Origin of the sequence: Pseudoalteromonas piscicida (assembly GCF_002208135.1) — a bacterium.
GTDB lineage: Bacteria > Pseudomonadota > Gammaproteobacteria > Enterobacterales > Alteromonadaceae > Pseudoalteromonas > Pseudoalteromonas piscicida_A.
On sequence record NZ_CP021647.1, the window covers coordinates 415,100 to 433,424 of the forward strand.

The window sequence follows — 18,325 nt, forward strand, 5'->3', positions numbered from 1 at the left end:
ATTAAACCTTAAATGCGTCAAGTGCTCTCGCCCTTGCTTCTTTATGATCAACCAGCGGCTCTACATAGTCGTCCTTTCCGCCAAATGCCGCTAAATAGTCGTGGGGAAAATGAATATGCTTTGCTGGAACATTTTTCAATTCAGGCACATATGTACGAATAAAGGAACCATCGGGATCAAACTTTTCGCTCTGCGTGATGGGATTAAAAATACGAAAATAAGGCTGCGCGTCACATCCTGTACTTGCAGCCCACTGCCAGCCACCATTGTTACTCGCCAGGTCACCGTCTATTAATTTAGACATGAAATAGGCTTCGCCTTCACGCCAATCGATAAGCAGGTGTTTGGTTAAAAAGCTGGCAACAATCATGCGTAGTCGATTGTGCATCCAGCCAGTTTTATTGAGCTGGCGCATTGCCGCATCGACAATCGGGTAGCCAGTTTTACCACAACACCATAGCTTAAATGCTTGGGTATCGTCACGCCATCTGACTGCGTTATATTTATCATTGAAGTTAAAACGCTTACATAAACGCGGAAAGGCAACGATAAGGTGGCGATAAAACTCACGCCAAATGAGTTCGTTCACCCAACAAAACTCCGGCTTACTTGGGTTTTCAAGCACCTCAGGATAGTGAAGTTGGATCTGTGCGATTAGCTGTTTGGGCGACACAATACCTAACGCCAAATAAGGGCTGAGTCCCGACGTCCCCTTGATTGCAGGAAAGTCTCGGTCATCTTGGTAGTCTTCTAGCTTGTCTTTAATGAAGCGGTTTACAATCGCGACAATGGCATTATCATCTGCTGGCCATTTTTCAGACTCATTAGTCGACTCAAAGAAAGTCGGCTTTTCGAAATTTGCATCGAGTTGTTTGTCTAATGGCCAGCTAGAAAAGTGAAATTGCTGCCCCACAAAGAGCTTTAACCATGCTTTTTTAAAAGGAGTAAATACCTTAAACATTTCACCTGAACCCGTAAGCACTGAGCCAGGTTTAGCAACAACGTCGCCATCGAATAATTTTAATGTAATCACAGTTGCACAGGCTTCATCGCGCGCAACTTCATTCACTTCATATTCTTTATTTGCGTACAAGCAATCAATGCTCTTATCATCACAAACTGCTTTGAGCTGCTCTGGCAGTTTAGCGAATGTACTTGCTTCTATTATATGCAGCGTAATGCCAAATTCACTAAGCTGGTTGCCTAGCTCAAGTAATCTACGCTCAAGCAGGTCGAGTTGAATACTGGCTGCGTTGTGTGATTGCCACTGTGGTTTGCAATAAAAAAAGAGCGCATCGCGTGCGCCCTCATTCACGGCTTCAATCAAAGCCTCGTTGCCGTAAACTCTGAGGTCACGGCGAAACCAAAAAGCTGTTTTCATTATTAAATCCCGAATCTCAAACGCAGTTCGTTGGGGTATGGGTCAAAGTACACTTGGCTTTGCAAATATTCTTTAGGATGCACAGTAAGGTGATGCTTGAGCAAGGTCAACGGCACATATAAAGGCACAATACCTTTGCGATACTGCTCAATCGCACCGCACATTTCTTGCTTCTCGATGCTTGAAAGCTCGCTCTTAAAATACCCCTGCAGATGCGTTAACGTGTTTGCTTGGTTTTTGCGATTGGCAGGCTTGCTCAGAGCTGACATCAAGCCGCTAATGTATTTATGTTTTAGTGCCTCTCTATCAAACTGTTTGCCGTCACCAAGTAAACGGCCCAAATCTTTATAAGCTTGATAGTTATGGCTCATTAACAAATATTTGTGCTTAGCATGAAAATTTGTCAACTCGTGTAGACCGATGTTTTCAGATTGGTTCAGTTCTTGCCAACTTTTATAGACAAACACGCGCATCACGAAGTTTTCTCTGAGATGCATGTCGTTCAATCTACCATTTTCCTCGCAAGGCAAGAGCGGATTATGTTTCATGATTTGCTCAGCAAAAATACCAATACCTTCAGATGTGTTACCAGTTCCCGCTTCGTTATAGACCTTAACACGCTCCATTCCGCAGCTTGGACTTTTGGCGCAAAATACAAAACCTGAAAGGTTCTGTGTCTGTGAGGTGGCAACTTTTTCGCCATACTCTCTAAGCTTTGGTGCGACATCCTCTTTACCGTCTGGGCGACTAACTTTGATGATGTCCCCTACACGGATCTGCCTAATGGTTGGTCTTGGAATTGGCAAGCCTATCGCAACTTCCGGGCAAAAGCGCACATACTCAACATGTTCGGCGAATTCATCCATACAAAAGTTTGAACGCTTATGGCCTGAGTCAAATCGTACTTTGTCTCCAGCTAAACACGCGCTAATGCCAATTTTTATTGGAGATGAAAATTTCATTTCGCAACTATTCCCTTAATAAATCAATTTGCCAATTGGGTTTAACAGCTTACTTAAGCCTCTATTAAAGTGTAGTGCACTACTTACTACGGTAAAGCACAGGCAGCCTTCTTTTGTGCGCGGAGAATGATTATGTTCGCCATCTTGCCAAATAAAGTCGCCCGGTACATATTCTCCCGCTTCATCTGCAAAATCGCCATCAAGTAGCAGAGTGATTTCAAAGCCGGTGTGGGTGTGCTCTGGGATTTCGCCTTCCGCACCAATTTGTAGGAGACTTGAGCGCAAGTCGCCATCTTCTAATAATAATCGCGAACGTAAGATTTTGCCTACGCCTGAAAATTTGCTGCGGTCGATATTCGCAATCGCGCGGGGTAGTTGAACATTCCTGCCTTGATAGCTAAATGTTGGTTGAACATATTCTTTAACTTCGTCGATTTCATCGTCGAGTGTTATCGCTTGCATTATCGCCTCGAAATCGGCACTGAGTGCGGAGTCGCTGTTCCCTCCGAGCTGAACACTCGCCTCCTGCGCTTCGAGTTGTTGAGTCTTTTTCTGACAACAAGGGCACAACTCGACATGCGCTGCGATGGCGACACTGATGCTTGCAGGCAAGTTGCCTTCAACAAATTGACTGAGTAATGAGTCATTAGGGTGATGCTTAATCATGCTTGATCTCCCATTTCTGCGCGAAGTTTTTGTAAAGCTAGCCGTAAACGTGATTTAACAGTACCAACCGGAATATTAAGATGTTCAGCCAATTGCTCTTGGGACATTTCTTGAAAGTACACGCCTTTGACTATGTCTCGCTGTGCTGGAGGCAACTTATTAATATACTTTTGAATTTGTGCCGTTTGCAAGTGATCTTGAAAACCATCATCGTCAGCTTGAGAATCTTGAATTATCGGCCAAATGTCTTCACTTATGTGTTCTTCTTTATTACTCTTCATTTTACGCAATGCGTCAAACGACGCGTTGCGCATCACAGTGTATATCCACGTCGTGGCTGCACCCTTATCGTGGTGATAGAGGTGTGCTTTGCGCCACACGGAAGTCATCGTGTCCTGGACGAGCTCCATCGCCTGAGCGTCGTTACCAAATTGCTTCACGCCGAAGCGCCTAATTTTTGGCGCAAAATACTCGAACAAGAACGCAAAAGCTTTGCGATCTCGTTTTTCTGCAACCTTAACTAAAGCGTCCGATAACGCTTGAGAGGGTGTTTCTTGCACTGCTTTGCGAGTTCCTGACTGAACATTGCAATCTGTAGATTGCTGTTGGCCTAACATAGCTCACCTTCCAATTTATAATTATGAACTTTAGTACGCTGTACAAATCGGAATGGATCACTATTTTTCATCTAATACAGTATGTAAGAACTCTGCCACCTGTTCAAATGTTTGTGCTTGTTTTATTTTCAGTTTTTGAGTCATTGAGATGGGTAAAATTTCTAGCCAACGATAAGCAACCCATAGTGGCTGAGTAAAATGTTTGTCGCGGTACAAATCATCGAGGATGGGATTCGCGATAAAAACGCTCTGTAGCTTACCAATAAGGGTTTCATCAACTAGGCTAAATGCTTCTTCACTGCATTGCCATGGTGGTCCTTCAATAATGTCGCATTTGCCATAACGTAAAGACTGCTTATCCACTTCCACATTGCTGATCTCGACCCGCGATAGCGCCTCAACATCGATAAGCAGCTGACCATCATCGTCTTGCGAGAAGTCGACGATTTTGACGTGCACGCCTTCTTTCGGCACATTGTGCGGCATATCATCTGCGTATGGACACAATACAAAACCTTGCTCTGTTTTGGCGGCCTCTTTTACCATATATAAATAGCGCTGCTCAAAGATCCGCAAACGGGTAAACCCGCCTGGAAGCAAGAATATTGGCAATGGAAATAAAGCTAGTTTCATAATTCCCGTTCAAACACTAAAAAACTAACGATAATTACGGCTGCTCTATCTATCTGGATCAGTTCACGCTAAATTTATGATTATTCCCAAACACAGTGTTTAGCTATCACGTTACGATTTGAAAAGGCAACGCCCTCGGCTTGCAAGCGAGCCTTTTGCTCGTGAAATTTACTACTGTCCAGAGGGAACGAAATACGCCGCTGGCTATTTACTACTCTGTACCAAGGTAACGTTGAACCTTGTGGTAGGTGCTTTAGTAATTGGCCTACCGTTCTCGCATGTTTTGGAGATTCAGCTAATCTCGCTATTTGCCCATAAGACGCAACTTTTCCAAACGGGATACCACCGATTACGGTGAAGACTTTTTCAGCGAATTCTTGTTGAGGATTGCTGCTTTTCATATCGAATATTTAACTCTTTTAATTTGTCCCAAAAATATCTCGCTACTGGCCCATGGTGGGAAATATGCAAACGATAAGCGTGAATTTCAGCTTCAAACTCGTCCTTTCTATCAAACACTCTCACTTGTTGCAAAACACCTGACTCTAACTCTTCTCTACAAAGGTCAAGACCGATTAAGGCATATCCCATACCTTGCAATAGGTATCTTTTTATTGCCAGCGCATCATCGAGCTTCATAACGTTGTTACTGTTGCGATATGCCAAACGTTCACTGTCAAACTTGAATTTACTTTCTTTCATTGCAAGGGAGGGGTATTGTGAAAGCTCCGAAAAGCTAAGTTCTGGTGGCATATAGCCTGTTAGTGAGACCAAACCTAATTTTACGTGTCCAATCGGCATTGACTCTAGGTCGCCTGTTGAATGGAAAAGGTCAAACCAAGGGCCAATACCAAGATTCGCAATTCCCTGCGTGACTTGTTCAAGTGCAAAAAACCGTTTACCACTAGAGATATTCATTTCGGTTGCCGGAAACTTAATGAAGGCGTTGCCCAATACTTGATCAATTTGGTTTTGATATACGATCGGTTCGTAACAGATGTTAAAGCTTGGCTCATTACCAGCTGCAAATTCAGTCGCGAGTAATGACAAGTCTCTATGATGATTAAGCAATTTTTCGGCTTCAAAATAAAATCGACGACCTTGCTCTGTTAACACATTGCGATATTTCTCACGCTCAAAAAGAGAAAATCCTAAAGATTGTTCTAATCTTTTAATTGATTGAGAGACCGCTGGCTGTGTCTTATGAAGCTTATTCGCCGCTTCGGTAAGGCTTGGCGCTTCAACAACGGTGCAAAACGCTGCTAAGTCCGAAATCTTCATAAATAAATCTTATGCAGTGCAGAATGTTTTATAATTTTTATTTTATATGTAATTCCATTATTCTGCACGCATTAAAATCGACGTTGTCATGGAGAACAATATGTTAAGAGTGTTTTCTGGAATTGTGTTGGCTACCCTATTGTTGGGTTGCCAAGAGCAAGCAGAACAAGCCCCAACAGAAACCCCTAACCGACCGGTTAAAATTCACACGGTTTCTGATCCAAATAGCAGCACGCTTCGCAGTTTCCCTGCTGAAGTGGTGGCAAACCAAGGCTCTTATCTTGCCTTTCGTGTGAATGGCGAACTTATCGAGTTTCCAGTTCTCGCAGGCCAAGATGTACAAAAAGGTCAATTGCTTGCAAAGCTCGATCCTGAAGATTTCAATCTGCAATATGAACAACGTAAAGCCCAATTTGAACTCGCTAAATCGCAGTTATCTAGAATTAAACCGCTGTTCGAAAAAGGCATAGCAACGAAAGCTGAATTCGATAAGGCAAATGCTGATAAACAAGTAGCTGAGTCTGCTTTTAAAATCGCTAAAACAAATCTTGAATATAGCGAACTTAGAGCACCCTTTAGTGGTACGGTTGCCAAGGTATTTGTCAAGAATTACGAAAACGTGGTCGCAAAGCAGAATATCCTTCGTCTTGAAACTCGCGATATGATGGATGTAGTTATTCAAGTCCCTGAGCGTATCGTTGCGCGTGTTGATAAAGATTCGGATTATAAACCGACAGTTGTTTTTGATGGTTACCCAAGTAAGTCTTACCCGCTTACGATTAAGGAATGGGATACGCAGGCAGATCCAGCAACCTTAACCTACAAAGTCGTATTTAGTCTACCAATCCCTGAGGACTTTAACTTGTTTGCAGGTATGACAGGCCATGTCTACGTTGACCCAAGTAAAATCACTAATCGTGAGAGCTCGGCAATCATAGTACCTAACCAAGCTGTATTTTCAGATAAGAAGCAAAGTACAGAGGATAATAGTTATGTATGGGTATATCAAAGTGATAAACAGACCGTGACAAAACGCCAAGTAACTGTTGGCCAACTCAATCATACTGGTATTGAGGTACTGTCGGGTCTTGAGCCCGGTGAAGAAATTGTTGCTGCGGGCGTGCATTACTTGCAAGAGGGCGCAAAAGTGAGACCTTGGACTAAGGAAAGAGGTCTTTAATATGAGTTTAGCCAAATGGTCAATTGAGAATAAGGTCATCAGTTGGATGTTTGCCTTGCTCCTGCTTATTGCAGGGGCGATATCCTATTTGGGCTTAGGCCAGCTAGAAGATCCTGAATTCACACTAAAAAAAGCCATGGTCGTGACCATGTATCCTGGCGCTTCACCACAACAAGTGGAAGAGGAAGTCACGTTCCCGATAGAGAATGCAATTCAGTCTCTGCCGTATGTTGATTATGTCACTTCAATTTCTTCTCCAGGTAAATCACAGATCACTGTTGAGATGAAGAGTAAGTACCGTAAGAAAGACTTACAACAGATCTGGGATGAGTTGCGCCGTAAAGTAAATGATCTCTCGCCAAAGTTACCACCAGGTGTGATGCCACCAAGTGTTATTGATGACTTTGCAGATGTTTATGGTGAGCTATACGCGATTACTGGCGAAGGCTACTCGTATGATGAGTTAAAAGACTATGTTGACTTCTTGAAGCGTGAATTAGTGCTTGTTGAAGGTGTCAGTAAGGTTACGGTCGCAGGTGAGCAGCAAGCGCAAGTGATAGTTGAAATATCAACACAGAAATTATCGCAACTCGGCATACCGCCAAGCCACATTTTCTCGTTGCTACAAGCACAAAATACGGTTTCTAATGCGGGTAAGATACGTGTTGGAGATGAGTCTATTCGGTTGCACCCTACTGGCGAGTTTACTGATGTCTCAGAACTTGAAGGTTTACTTATCTCAACGCCTGGCGCCAAAGAGCTTATTTATCTCGGTGACGTGGCAAAAGTGACACGTGAATATGCTGAAGTGCCAAGTCATATTACGCGCTTTGCACAAAAACGTGCACTATTGCTTGGGGTTTCTTTTACCTCTGGTGTTAATGTGGTTGAGGTGGGTAAAGAAATTGAACATCACTTACAGCAGTTAGAATATCAGCGCCCATACGGTATCACGATAAATACGGTTTACAATCAACCAACAGAGGTAGAAACTTCGGTAGATGGCTTTATTATTAGTCTCTTAGAGGCCGTTGCCATTGTAATTATCGTTTTACTTATCTTTATGGGTGTAAAAAGCGGTATTCTAATCGGTGGTATTTTGCTTATTACCGTGCTGGGTACCTTTATCTTTATGAAGATATTCGCCATTGATTTACAACGTATTTCACTGGGGCTTTGATCATTGCGCTGGGGATGTTGGTCGATAATGCCATTGTCGTAACAGAAGGCATCTTGATTAATATTAAACGGGGCCAATCTAAAATCAAAGCTGCAGTGAACATTGTTGAACAAACAAAATGGCCACTTCTTGGCGCAACTGTTATTGGGATCACGGCATTCGCGCCGATTGGTTTAAGCTCGGACGCCAGTGGTGAATTTGCGGGTTCTTTATTTTGGGTGTTATTAATTTCATTATTGCTAAGCTGGGTAACGGCAATCACACTGACCCCATTCTTTGCCAATATGATGTTTAAAGGACCTAAGGAGAAGTCATCAGATACGAACGAAGAAGAGGACGACCCCTATAAAGGTGTGATCTTCACCGTGTATAAATCGATGCTGACCTTCTGCCTTAAAAATCGCGCTATCACCATTATTTCTATGATACTGCTATTAGTTGCTGCTGTTGTTGGCTTTAAATCGGTTAAGCAGTCCTTCTTCCCAGCATCAAACACACCTATGTTCTATGTGGATTACTGGCATTATCAAGGTGCTGATATTCGCAGTACAGCGCAGAATGTTGAGAAGATAGAGTCGTTCTTATTGGCTGATCCGCTGGTTAGCGAAGTAACCACGACGATTGGTCAGGGCGCACCTCGTTTTATGCTGACCTATTCGCCTGAAAAGCAATACGACGCTTATGGTCAGTTAATTGTGCGTGTAAAAGACCGAGAAGCTGTGGTGGCTATGATTGCCAAGCTTCGTGACTACGAGCTTAACAATGAGCTAGACGGTCGTCTCAAAATAAAGCGCATGGAAATTGGTCCTTCAACCGACGCAAAAATCGAGGCTCGTTTCTCGGGGCCAGACCCTGTCGTGTTACGCCAACTAGCTGAAGAAGCAAAACGCATTATTAGCCAAGACGATAAATCGTTTAATATACGTGACAATTGGCGCCAAAGAACTAAGTTGATCCGCCCGCAGTTTAACGAGTTGAAGGCTCGTCGCTTGGGGATCAGTAAATCTGACTTAGACCAGTTGCTTCTGACTTCGGTGTCAGGTAACAAGGTAGGGTTATATCGAGATGGTACGCAACTATTACCTATCATTGCACGCTCTCCTGAAGAAGAGAGACTCAATGTTGAGAATCTTGGTGACTTACAAATTTTTAGTCCTGTACTTAGCGTTTACGTGCCGGTATCGCAAATCGTCGATGATTTTAGTGTTACTTGGGAAGATAGCCTGATCATGCGCCGCGACCGAAAACGTACAATCACGGTAATGGCCGATCATGACGTGATAGGCGATGAAACTCCTGCTAAGTTATTTTCGAGAGTAAAGGCGGATATCGAAGCCATTGAACTTCCCCAAGGATACGAGATGCAGTGGGGCGGCGAATATGAGTCATCAAGCAAAGCGCAGAAGGCCATTTTCGGTTCATTACCAATCGGTTATTTAGCGATGTTTATGATCACTGTGCTGCTATTTAACTCGGTGAAAAAGCCGTTAGTAATTTGGTCTACAGTGCCGCTTGCAATTATCGGGGTAACGGCAGGGCTTGTAATACTGCAAGCACCGTTTAGCTTTATGGCACTGTTAGGGTTGCTGAGTTTGTCCGGCATGTTGATTAAAAATGGTATCGTATTAATGGATCAAATCAATATCGAAATCGACTCTGGTAAGTCTCCTTACCAAGCAGTATTTGACTCTGGTGTAAGTCGCGTAAGGCCCGTGTCTATGGCGGCAATTACAACGATTTTGGGTATGATCCCGCTATTATTTGATGTGTTCTTCCAATCGATGGCCGTCACTATCATGTTCGGTCTTGGTTTTGCGACCATACTGACGTTGATAGTCTTACCAGTACTACATTGCGTGTACTTTGGTATCGAACAACCAAAAGACTAGTTGAGTAATATCCACCTTCTTCGGAAGGTGGATATTATTATCGCTTTCACAGCTTAAATTTCATTTTTAACAAAGAAGAGTTTTACTGCCACCAACTGTCTAGCTTATCTCCAACAAGCTCGGCTCTCCAGCCTAACGCAAGATCGGGTTTCATCAGCAATTGCTTTTCTTCCGGTGACTTTTTCCAAGACCAGCTGATCACCTGATTGATTTGTTTTTTCGAAGCAAACACATCAACCGGGATGTCATTAGCCTTGGCGATTTCGGAAATAATATGTTTAATATCCTTGCACGCTGCCTTATACCCTTTAAAGTCGATAAGTCTTTTTACGCGTTGTGGACAATCCTGTTCACTCACTTCTTTTGTTTTTTCTATACAGGCGAGAATTTCTTTACCAGAGCGATTGACTTCCATCGGTTCAACACCTGGAACATTGCGTAAACTGCCCAATGAGCTTGGGCGGCGTTTAGCGATTTCTACCATGTTATGTTCTTTAAGCACGAAATTTAGCGCTAAGTTCTTTTTCTCAGCCTTGGCTCTGCGCCAAGCTGCAAGTTCTTTTAAGGCAGCAAGATCTCTAGGTTTGAGCTGCCATACGTTTTTTACATCAAGATAAAGCACTTCATCAGGCTGTCGGAAGCTTCTCTTTTGGGCAAGCAACTCACTCTCTTGAAGCACTATGTTAAATAACTGCTTCTCGTTTACTCGCGTTTGAATAGTCTCAAAACATGGCAGTAAATGATATACATCGGAGGCGGCGTAATCTAATTGGCTTTGAGTCAAAGGGCGGCGTAACCAATCCGTTCTGGATTCACTTTTGTCAATTTCTACGTCTCTAAGTTGCTTCACCATATTAGCAAAACCAATACAACTACCCTCACCTAACAGTTGTAAAGCAAACTGGGTATCGAATATTGGTGATGGGATAAAGCCTGCAAATTTTAGAAATACTTCGATATCTTCTGATGGAGAGTGAAGCACTTTTAAAACACTGGTATCGGCAAATAATGTCCAAAGCCTACTAAAATCCATATCGGCTAGCGGATCGATAAGGGCAAGATGGTCACCATCAAAGATTTGTAACAAAGCAATTTCTGGGTACAAGGTGCGGCGACGCATGAATTCGGTGTCGACGGCAAGCACTTTGGCTTTCGAAATAGACAAGACAAATTCATCTAGTGCTGTTTGGCTTTCAATAACTTGATACTGCACTGTTACTCCCATGCAATTGACATAACTAGTATGACATGACTAGTTATAAAAAAGCCGGCTAGTGCCGGCTCTATTTGTTATTCTTTTAACGCTCTACGCAGTATTTTACCAACGTTAGTTTTTGGTAGTTCATCTCTAAACTCAACTAGTTTTGGTACTTTATAGTTCGTTAAATTATCTCGGCAATGCGCAATTATATCTTTTTCTGTTAAAGAAGGGTCTTTTTTAACGATAAAAACTTTAACTTGCTCACCACTAACCTCATGTGGCACGCCAACCGCTGCCACTTCTAATACCCCTTCGTGCATAGCAACGACTTCTTCGATTTCATTAGGAAAGACGTTAAACCCAGACACTAAGATCATGTCTTTTTTACGATCAACGATGTAGAAGAAACCATCATCGTCATAAGTTGCGATATCACCCGTTGCAAACCAGCCATCTTTTAAACACTCAGCGGTTGCGTCTGGGCGATTGTAGTAACCAGCCATCACCTGTGGGCCTTTAACACACAGCTCTCCGGGCTCACCTTTAGGGGTTTCATTACCATTGTCATCAACAATCTTAATGTCAGTGCTAGGTGCAGGTAAACCAATAGAGCCGTTGTAAGCTTCAAGATCATGTGGGCAGATAGTCACTAGCGGTGCACACTCTGTCAGGCCATAACCTTCCATCAGCTTTGATTTTGTCACCTTCTGCCAGCGTTCAGCAACAGGGCGTTGTACGGCCATACCACCACCTAAAGACATTTTCAGGGTTGAAAAGTCGAGGTCGGCAAAGCCTGGTGTATTCAACAAGCCATTAAATAGCGTGTTAACACCGGTGATAGCGGTAAATGGAACCTTTGCCAGCTCTTTCACAAACGCTGGCATATCACGCGGGTTAGTTATCAAGATATTGTGACCACCGTACTTCATAAAGGTCAAGCAGTTAGCCGTTAATGCAAAGATATGGTACAGCGGTAACGCCGTGATAACGACCTCTTTTCCTTTATCCAATACTTTGTCTAAACAGCCAGAGACCTGCTCAAGGTTTGCTACCATGTTGCCGTGCGTTAGCATCGCGCCCTTAGATACGCCAGTTGTACCGCCAGTGTATTGCAAGAAGGCAAGGTCACTTAGCGTCACATCAGGTTTCTGATATTTTGTAGGATCTGCAGCAATCACCTCTTTGAAAGGGATGGTATTTGGCAGGCTAAAGTCGGGCACCATTTTTTTAAAGTGCTTAACAACAAAATTCACCAAGTGCTTTTTAAAGCCACCTAACATGTCACCAATTTCTGTTAGCACAACGTGCTTCACATTCGTCTTAGGCAAGGCCTGCTCTAGTGTGTGGGCAAAGTTTGCAAGAATAAAGATAGCTTTTGACTCGGAGTCATTTAGCTGATGTTCTAATTCGCGCACGGTGTATAACGGGTTGACGTTTACAACCGTACAACCAGCACGAAGTACACCTAAAATGGTAACCGGGGTTTGTAACAAGTTTGGCATCATGACCGCAACTTTATCGCCACGGCCAAGTTTCAATTCATTTTGTATATAACTAGCAACTGCTTTGGTTTTTTCATCAACTTGCTGATAAGTCAGCGTCTTACCCATATTGGTATAGGCTGGATACTGGGCATAATCTGCAAAACTTTTTTCAAATAATTCAAGCAATGAGTTGTAATGCTCTGGGTCGATAGTTTCAGGCATACCTTCTGGGTAGCGCTTAAGCCAGATTTTTTCCACTCTTAGCTCCTGTGTTCTCGTTATTTTTATATTCACCCTAAACCATAAACGATGTAAGGCACTTTAACAATTGAGCAAATACTCTAAAAGCGCCATATTCCCACAATATCTGAGGATTTACAATCTAGATGCTATTGAAACGTGGGCTTTAGCGCTCTTTGTGAACTTTTCTTTCCTTGATTAGTTTATTCTTTATGCTCCTTCAGTTATAAGCAATGTATTATTGCGGCTTTGGTGTGCTTCAATTAGCTTATAGCAAATTTCTGGGTTTTCCATATGGCAATGGTGGCCTCCTGGTATTTTCTCAAGCTTGAGTGATTCGAAACAGCGCTTAAATTGACTATATTGTCTGACAATCATGTCATAGCCTTGCTCCGCTAACACCAACAAAGTTGGGATGGATATCCCATCAAGCGCTGATGTTGCTTGAGAGATGGAATATCTAAATCCAGAATGATGTTTTAGTCGCGGGTCCAACCTAAGTTGTACGCCATCAGTATGCGGTTGGGTATTTCTTGCCATCAGCATTGTTGCTATTTCTACGGAAACATCACTAACTTTGCTGCGCAGTTGCGCAAGCGTATTTATATCAGGATAAACCCTTGGTTCAGATTGATTTAATTTATCTCGAGAATTAAACGCATTAATGAGCTGTGTTTTGGTATCACCTTCTGAGGTGCTCACAACCCCTATTCCCTCAATTAATACCAAAGATAAACAACGTGCTGGATAGCAGCTTGCAAACAAGTTAGCTATCATCGCCCCCATAGAGTGACCAACAATATGGCACGCTTTGATCTGTGCTAAATCTAAAAAGCACTTTAGGTCATAGACATAATCGATAAAGTAATAACATGCGTCTGCACTTTTCCAATCTGAATGTCCGTGACCCAGCAAGTCAAGTGCGATATGTGTGTATTGTGTATTGCAAAATGGCGCAAGCGGCACGAAGCTGTTGCTATTGTCTTGCCAACCATGGAGGTAAATAACGGTTTGTTTTCCTTCTCCCCAGCTTTGGTAGGAGAATGGCCCGATTTTTTGTTCTTTTATCGCATATTGAGACATCGAAGAATTCTTTTAGTGTTCATTGTACAATCATTGATTTATCATCTTACCGTGACATATTTGAACTTACTACTTTGATTTGTTGAAAATATTTTTATCGAACATCCATTCTATTATGAATGTGTTTTAAATCGATCAAATAGTAGAGAATCACAAACCTCCATCACGATAAGTACACGGGAATAACAATGAATTTCAAAACTAGCCTTTTGGCCTCATTTGTTGGATTAGTATTTGCGGCTCCGACATTGGCTGCTCCAAAAAACATTATTTATATGATTGGCGACGGTATGGGGCCAGCTTACACGACGGGCTACCGTTATTTTAAAGATGACCCTTCAACGAAAGTCGTTGACCCAACGGTTTTCGACTCTATTTTGGTTGGTATGGCGCATACCTATCCAGACGATGATACGGTTGTAACAGATAGTGCCGCGGGCGCTACCGCTTTAAGTACAGGAACTAAAAGCTACAATGGTGCTATCGCGGTAGATACCCATAAAGAACATTTAGAAACGATGCTTGAAGTGGCGAAAAGAAAAGGAAAAACAACCGCGCTTGTTGCAACATCACAAATCAATCACGCAACCCCTGCAAGCTTCGCGTCTCATAACGAATCGCGTCGTAACTACGACGAAATCGCCAACGATTACGTAGACAATAAAGTCGCAGGAAAATTACCGGTAGATTTAATGCTTGGTGGTGGCACTAAATACTTCATTCGTGATGATAGAAACTTAGTTAATGAGTTCAAGGACGCCGGATATCAATACGTTGATGCTTTATCAAAGCTTGACACGTTGAATAAAATTCCTGCAATTGGCTTGTTCGCAGAAGTAGGCTTGCCATTCGCGATTGATGAAGAGCCGCAGCGCCTAACTAAAATGACTAAAACGGCATTATCATTATTGGAAAACCAAAATGATAAAGGCTTCTTCTTGATGATTGAAGGTAGTCAGATTGACTGGTGTGGGCATGCTAATGATATTGCCTGTGCTATGCATGAAATGGACGATTTTGCAGAGTCAATTAAGCTGGCAAAGGCTTTTGTTGATAACAATCCAGATACTATCCTGGTGATCACGGCTGATCACTCTACCGGTGGATTAACGCTTGGCGCGAATGGGCAATATCGCTGGGAGCGTGATGTGATTGCTAAAGTGAACGGTTCAGCCGGCGAGATAGCAAAAACACTTGCAAAGACAAAAGACGTTAAAGCAACGTGGCAGAAACTCACAGGACTTGAGTATGACAGTGCGACTGAGTTAAAAGTTAAAGAAGCGCTATTACAAGGTCCAAAAGCACTAAGTGTTGTCGTTAAAGAGGCAATTAGTGATGCGTCTTACACTGGTTGGACAACGGGTGGTCACACGGCTATCGATGTACAAGTATTCGCCCATGGTAAAGGCAAAGAAGCGTTTATCGGCTCGCAAAATAATACTGCAATTGCTGATAAGCTGATAGAATTTATTAGAAAGTAAAAATTTTCATCTACCATCAAAAATAAAGAAGGTCAGCAAACGCTGACCTTCTTAATTTTCGAATCTTAAAAGAGCTATTACGCGTAAACAGAAACGCCAATTAAATTTTTGATTTCATCTCGTCTTGCTTCTGTCGCAATTGCTTTGTATTCATTAATTGCTTGTCCTGTGCGAAAGTTAGGACGGTCATATATCGTAGAGCGCTGCTGCGATTGGAACTGCTCCACCAACGCAATGCCCTTTTCACTAGTTTTAATCTGAGCGGTATTGAGCTTGGCCGTATTTCCTTCTTCAATAGCAGAACTCACCGCCTTTCTAGGCTGTGGTTTTACTTGGTAAGTGCCTGCTTGTTGAATGACTGAATTTAGTTTCACGGTTTAGCTCAATAAATACGATGTGCTTGTATAAAAATACGCCTTTATTCGCGACCTGGCAACTTTTTCCACGTCACAGTATCTCTCACATATTGTGGCTGGGCGTCAGCTGCATCGACAGATAAGCCTTGTGTGAAAGTATCATCGGCTATAAACAGCATGTAATAAGCATCAGGTAGCGCGATACTGTCAATGACTTCGCAGTCAAGCTGGGTGGCAAGCGTTGAAAATGCTTGCCACCCTGTACCAACACCGGCCGCACCACTTGACGTAAAGTCGATATTTTCAGGTTTTATAACCGTTTCTTCGGTACTTGGTTGAATCACACCACTACTTTCGCCTTTGTATTGGCATAAGTAGATTTCACCCATGCGTGCGTCAATTGCCGACACTACGTTGGTCTTGCCTGCTTCCATGTATGCCTGTTGCGCCATTGCCTGTAGGGTTGAAACACCAACCAACTTCAGACCTGATGAATACGCTAAGCCTTGCGCAACCGCTGTACTTATTCTCACCCCAGTAAAGCTGCCTGGCCCTCGGCCAAATACAATGCCGTCAAGTTCACTAAGCGTGATATCGGCCTCGCGCAAAATACGCTCAACTAATGGTAATATCTTCTGGCTATGTTGTTGTGGGCAAACCTCAAAGTGGCGAATAAACTTGCCTTCATAATGCAATGCAATGCTGAGTGCTTCGGTAGAGGCGTCTATGGCCAACAGGTTATTTTTCATTTTTATCAATATTCTCTAAAAATCGGATTGCCTTGTTTAGGTCTCTAGTGCGAGACATATCGGGCAAACTACTTAAAAACGTCTGGCCGTATTTTCTCGTAACTAAGCGATTATCGCAAATAATCAGCACACCTTTATCGTTAGCATCACGAATTAACCGCCCAACTCCCTGTTTCAAAGCGATAACTGCTTGGGGGAGTTGTATTGCATCAAATGGTTCTAGTCCACGCATTTCAGCGTCTCGCATACGCGCTTGCAACAACGGATCATCTGGTGAAGCAAATGGCAGCTTATCAATGACAACACAGCTTAAGGTGTCACCTCTCACATCCACGCCCTCCCAAAAGGAAGCAGTACCAAGTAATACGGCGTTACCGTGACGAACAAATTGCTCTAAGATAATACGTTTCGATGCCTGCCCCTGCATAAAAATGGGATATTGCATTGCAGTGTTCAGCCCTTCGTATACCAAGTGCATAGCGCGGTAGCTTGTAAAAAGTAAGAATGTACGTCCTTTTGCGGCTTCAATCACTTGTTTGGCAAGCTTTACCAGTGCATGTGGCATCAAATCATCACGGGTTTCTGGCAGATAGCGTGGCAGGCATAGCAGGGCTTGTTGTCTATAGTCAAATGGGCTCTCAACAATAAATTGTGAAGTCGGTTTTAGCCCTAGGCTACGACCAAAGTGCTCAAGGGAGTTATCAACGGACAAAGTGGCTGAGGTAAACACAAAGCTTGCCTCTGTGGTCTTGATGATTTGTGCAAACTTACTTGAAACATCAAGCGGTGTGATATGAATAGATAAAAAACGCCTTGTGGTTTCAAACCAATAACTAAACCCGGTTTGACTGGTGTCAAAGGCGCGCTCAAACTGGGTTTTAAAGGTCATGACCTTTTCAAATGGGTGTTCTATTTTTTCGCTTCTATCCAGACAAAGTTTGAGCACTTTATAGAGAAAATCTAAGTTAGCTATCACTCGATGCATGGCATCGCAAATCGGTTTATTCGCCAGCGCCTCACGCCAATCACCACGAGCACCATCGCCACCAAATACCAAACGCAAATCGGCGACACTGGTTTCCAATTTATTGAGTGTTTTGCCAAGTTGCAACATATCTGGAATATCTGCGCGGTAGATCACCCTTAAATCGTTAATTAGTGCTTGCAATGCCTTAGAGCTGATAGTCTCACCAAAATAGTCACTGGCTATTTCAGGTAATTGATGTGCTTCATCGAAGATATAACTATCTGCGGTTGGCATTAACTCCGCAAAACCTAAATCTTTTACGGCCATATCGGCAAAAAATAGGTGATGGTTAATCACTACAACATCAGCATCGACCGCCTTTAATCTAGCCCTTCGGATATAACAGTCTTCGTAGTCAGGGCACTCTTTTCCCAAACAATTATCTGCGGTTGATGTTACGTAGGGTAATACCTTTGCGTCTTCTTCGATTCCGACACAGTCGGCTAGGTCTCCGCTCTGTGTTTCAGATGCAAACTTTGCAACCATGGCAAGTTGGTGCATGACATCTGGATCGTCAGTTGGTACATGGCTTAAATGCTGCGACAAGCGATAAGGGCAAAGGTAATTTGCCCTACCCTTTAGCAAAGTCACTTTTTTACCGCTGGTAAGCACCTTTTTTAGGGTTGGCACGTCACGATGGAATAATTGCTCTTGCAAGGCCTTAGAGCCGGTTGAGACGATGACTTTACCTTTAGACTGAAAGGCAGGGATGAGATAGGCAAACGTTTTCCCCGTCCCTGTTCCCGCTTCAGCGATGCATTGTCCACCATTTTGTATGGTTTCCTCTACCGCAGTAGCCATATCGATTTGGGGCTGCCTTGGTTGATAGCCCGGAAAATGCTGGGCTAAAGGCCCCGTAGAAGAGAAAATCGTAGATACAGCCAAGGTAATGTAAATTTACAAACAGACAGGTCG

The 18,325-nt window shown here is 43.1% G+C and carries 15 protein-coding genes and 1 pseudogene; 3 read left to right on the plus strand and 13 right to left on the minus strand.

What is annotated here, in order from left to right; all coding sequences use genetic code 11:
* Position 1: 1 nt before the first annotated feature.
* From phrB to B1L02_RS20400, 7 genes are all read right to left on the minus strand, one after another.
* On the minus strand, positions 2-1,381 hold the full coding sequence (gene phrB, locus B1L02_RS20370) for a deoxyribodipyrimidine photo-lyase (RefSeq protein ID WP_088532604.1): 1,380 nt from the start codon (positions 1,379-1,381) through the stop codon (positions 2-4).
* 2 nt (positions 1,382-1,383) lie between these two features.
* Positions 1,384-2,343 (minus strand): YbgA family protein, encoded by a 960-nt coding sequence (locus tag B1L02_RS20375; protein WP_088532605.1) that lies wholly within the window; start codon positions 2,341-2,343, stop codon positions 1,384-1,386.
* Between the two features lie 15 nt (positions 2,344-2,358).
* Complete coding sequence (locus B1L02_RS20380; RefSeq protein WP_088532606.1) at positions 2,359-3,009, minus strand: ChrR family anti-sigma-E factor; 651 nt, start codon at positions 3,007-3,009, stop codon at positions 2,359-2,361.
* Positions 3,006-3,626 carry a sigma-70 family RNA polymerase sigma factor gene (locus B1L02_RS20385; RefSeq protein WP_010377183.1) on the minus strand — a complete coding sequence of 207 codons (621 nt, stop codon included), beginning with the start codon at positions 3,624-3,626 and terminating at the stop codon, positions 3,006-3,008. Before B1L02_RS20385 ends, B1L02_RS20380 begins: the two co-directional genes overlap by 4 nt.
* Before the next feature lie 60 nt (positions 3,627-3,686).
* A complete protein-coding gene (locus tag B1L02_RS20390) occupies positions 3,687-4,259 on the minus strand; it encodes an LON peptidase substrate-binding domain-containing protein (RefSeq protein WP_088532607.1) in 573 nt (190 codons plus the stop codon).
* An 80-nt stretch (positions 4,260-4,339) separates the two neighbouring features.
* Positions 4,340-4,660 carry an MGMT family protein gene (locus B1L02_RS20395; RefSeq protein WP_088532608.1) on the minus strand — a complete coding sequence of 107 codons (321 nt, stop codon included), beginning with the start codon at positions 4,658-4,660 and terminating at the stop codon, positions 4,340-4,342.
* Positions 4,626-5,540 carry a LysR family transcriptional regulator gene (locus B1L02_RS20400; protein ID WP_088532609.1) on the minus strand — a complete coding sequence of 305 codons (915 nt, stop codon included), beginning with the start codon at positions 5,538-5,540 and terminating at the stop codon, positions 4,626-4,628. The genes B1L02_RS20395 and B1L02_RS20400 overlap by 35 nt, the downstream gene beginning before the upstream one ends.
* A 100-nt stretch (positions 5,541-5,640) precedes the next feature.
* Between B1L02_RS20400 and B1L02_RS20405 the strand changes: the two genes are divergently transcribed.
* Together B1L02_RS20405 and B1L02_RS20410 are read left to right on the plus strand one after the other, a co-directional pair.
* Positions 5,641-6,720: an efflux RND transporter periplasmic adaptor subunit gene (locus B1L02_RS20405; protein WP_088532610.1), complete on the plus strand. Its 1,080-nt coding sequence runs from the start codon at positions 5,641-5,643 to the stop codon at positions 6,718-6,720.
* 1 nt (position 6,721) lies between these two features.
* Positions 6,722-9,789, plus strand: a pseudogene (locus B1L02_RS20410) (efflux RND transporter permease subunit).
* Positions 9,790-9,871: 82 nt separating this feature from the next.
* Here the strand turns inward: B1L02_RS20410 and rnd are convergent.
* The 3 genes from rnd to B1L02_RS20425 all read right to left on the minus strand — a co-directional run bounded on the left by rnd (position 9,872) and on the right by B1L02_RS20425 (position 13,797).
* The gene (gene rnd / locus B1L02_RS20415) at positions 9,872-11,002 is read right to left on the minus strand and encodes a ribonuclease D (RefSeq protein ID WP_088532611.1); all 1,131 of its coding nucleotides are present in this window, start codon (positions 11,000-11,002) and stop codon (positions 9,872-9,874) included.
* 77 nt (positions 11,003-11,079) lie between these two features.
* Complete coding sequence (gene fadD, locus B1L02_RS20420) at positions 11,080-12,732, minus strand: long-chain-fatty-acid--CoA ligase FadD (RefSeq protein WP_088532612.1); 1,653 nt, start codon at positions 12,730-12,732, stop codon at positions 11,080-11,082.
* A 192-nt stretch (positions 12,733-12,924) separates the two neighbouring features.
* The gene (locus tag B1L02_RS20425) at positions 12,925-13,797 is read right to left on the minus strand and encodes an alpha/beta fold hydrolase (RefSeq protein WP_088532613.1); all 873 of its coding nucleotides are present in this window, start codon (positions 13,795-13,797) and stop codon (positions 12,925-12,927) included.
* Positions 13,798-13,985: 188 nt separating this feature from the next.
* Between B1L02_RS20425 and B1L02_RS20430 the strand changes: the two genes are divergently transcribed.
* Positions 13,986-15,278 (plus strand): alkaline phosphatase, encoded by a 1,293-nt coding sequence (locus tag B1L02_RS20430; RefSeq protein WP_088532614.1) that lies wholly within the window; start codon positions 13,986-13,988, stop codon positions 15,276-15,278.
* 77 nt (positions 15,279-15,355) lie between these two features.
* Here the strand turns inward: B1L02_RS20430 and B1L02_RS20435 are convergent, their stop codons facing one another.
* The 3 genes from B1L02_RS20435 to B1L02_RS20445 are packed head-to-tail and all read right to left on the minus strand — an operon-like array spanning position 15,356 to position 18,211.
* On the minus strand, positions 15,356-15,652 hold the full coding sequence (locus B1L02_RS20435) for a hypothetical protein (RefSeq protein ID WP_088532615.1): 297 nt from the start codon (positions 15,650-15,652) through the stop codon (positions 15,356-15,358).
* Positions 15,653-15,696: 44 nt separating this feature from the next.
* Positions 15,697-16,383, minus strand: coding sequence for a tRNA (adenosine(37)-N6)-threonylcarbamoyltransferase complex dimerization subunit type 1 TsaB (tsaB, locus tag B1L02_RS20440; RefSeq protein WP_088532616.1), 687 nt, complete (start codon positions 16,381-16,383; stop codon positions 15,697-15,699).
* A complete protein-coding gene (locus tag B1L02_RS20445; RefSeq protein ID WP_088532617.1) occupies positions 16,373-18,211 on the minus strand; it encodes an ATP-dependent DNA helicase in 1,839 nt (612 codons plus the stop codon). Before B1L02_RS20445 ends, tsaB begins: the two co-directional genes overlap by 11 nt.
* Positions 18,212-18,325: the final 114 nt, after the last annotated feature.

Excerpts from the sequence above, each read along its gene's own strand:
- B1L02_RS20375 (WP_088532605.1), bottom strand. The coding sequence starts at position 2,343 with ATGAAATTTTCATCTCCAATAAAAATTGGCATTAGCGCGTGTTTAGCT.
- B1L02_RS20430 (WP_088532614.1), top strand. The coding sequence starts at position 13,986 with ATGAATTTCAAAACTAGCCTTTTGGCCTCATTTGTTGGATTAGTATTT.
- B1L02_RS20425 (WP_088532613.1), bottom strand. The coding sequence starts at position 13,797 with ATGTCTCAATATGCGATAAAAGAACAAAAAATCGGGCCATTCTCCTAC.
- B1L02_RS20385 (WP_010377183.1), bottom strand. The coding sequence starts at position 3,626 with ATGTTAGGCCAACAGCAATCTACAGATTGCAATGTTCAGTCAGGAACT.
- B1L02_RS20445 (WP_088532617.1), bottom strand. The coding sequence starts at position 18,211 with ATGGCTACTGCGGTAGAGGAAACCATACAAAATGGTGGACAATGCATC.
- phrB (WP_088532604.1), bottom strand. The coding sequence starts at position 1,381 with ATGAAAACAGCTTTTTGGTTTCGCCGTGACCTCAGAGTTTACGGCAAC.
- tsaB (WP_088532616.1), bottom strand. The coding sequence starts at position 16,383 with ATGAAAAATAACCTGTTGGCCATAGACGCCTCTACCGAAGCACTCAGC.
- B1L02_RS20380 (WP_088532606.1), bottom strand. The coding sequence starts at position 3,009 with ATGATTAAGCATCACCCTAATGACTCATTACTCAGTCAATTTGTTGAA.
- B1L02_RS20400 (WP_088532609.1), bottom strand. The coding sequence starts at position 5,540 with ATGAAGATTTCGGACTTAGCAGCGTTTTGCACCGTTGTTGAAGCGCCA.
- B1L02_RS20390 (WP_088532607.1), bottom strand. The coding sequence starts at position 4,259 with ATGAAACTAGCTTTATTTCCATTGCCAATATTCTTGCTTCCAGGCGGG.
- B1L02_RS20395 (WP_088532608.1), bottom strand. The coding sequence starts at position 4,660 with ATGAAAAGCAGCAATCCTCAACAAGAATTCGCTGAAAAAGTCTTCACC.
- B1L02_RS20405 (WP_088532610.1), top strand. The coding sequence starts at position 5,641 with ATGTTAAGAGTGTTTTCTGGAATTGTGTTGGCTACCCTATTGTTGGGT.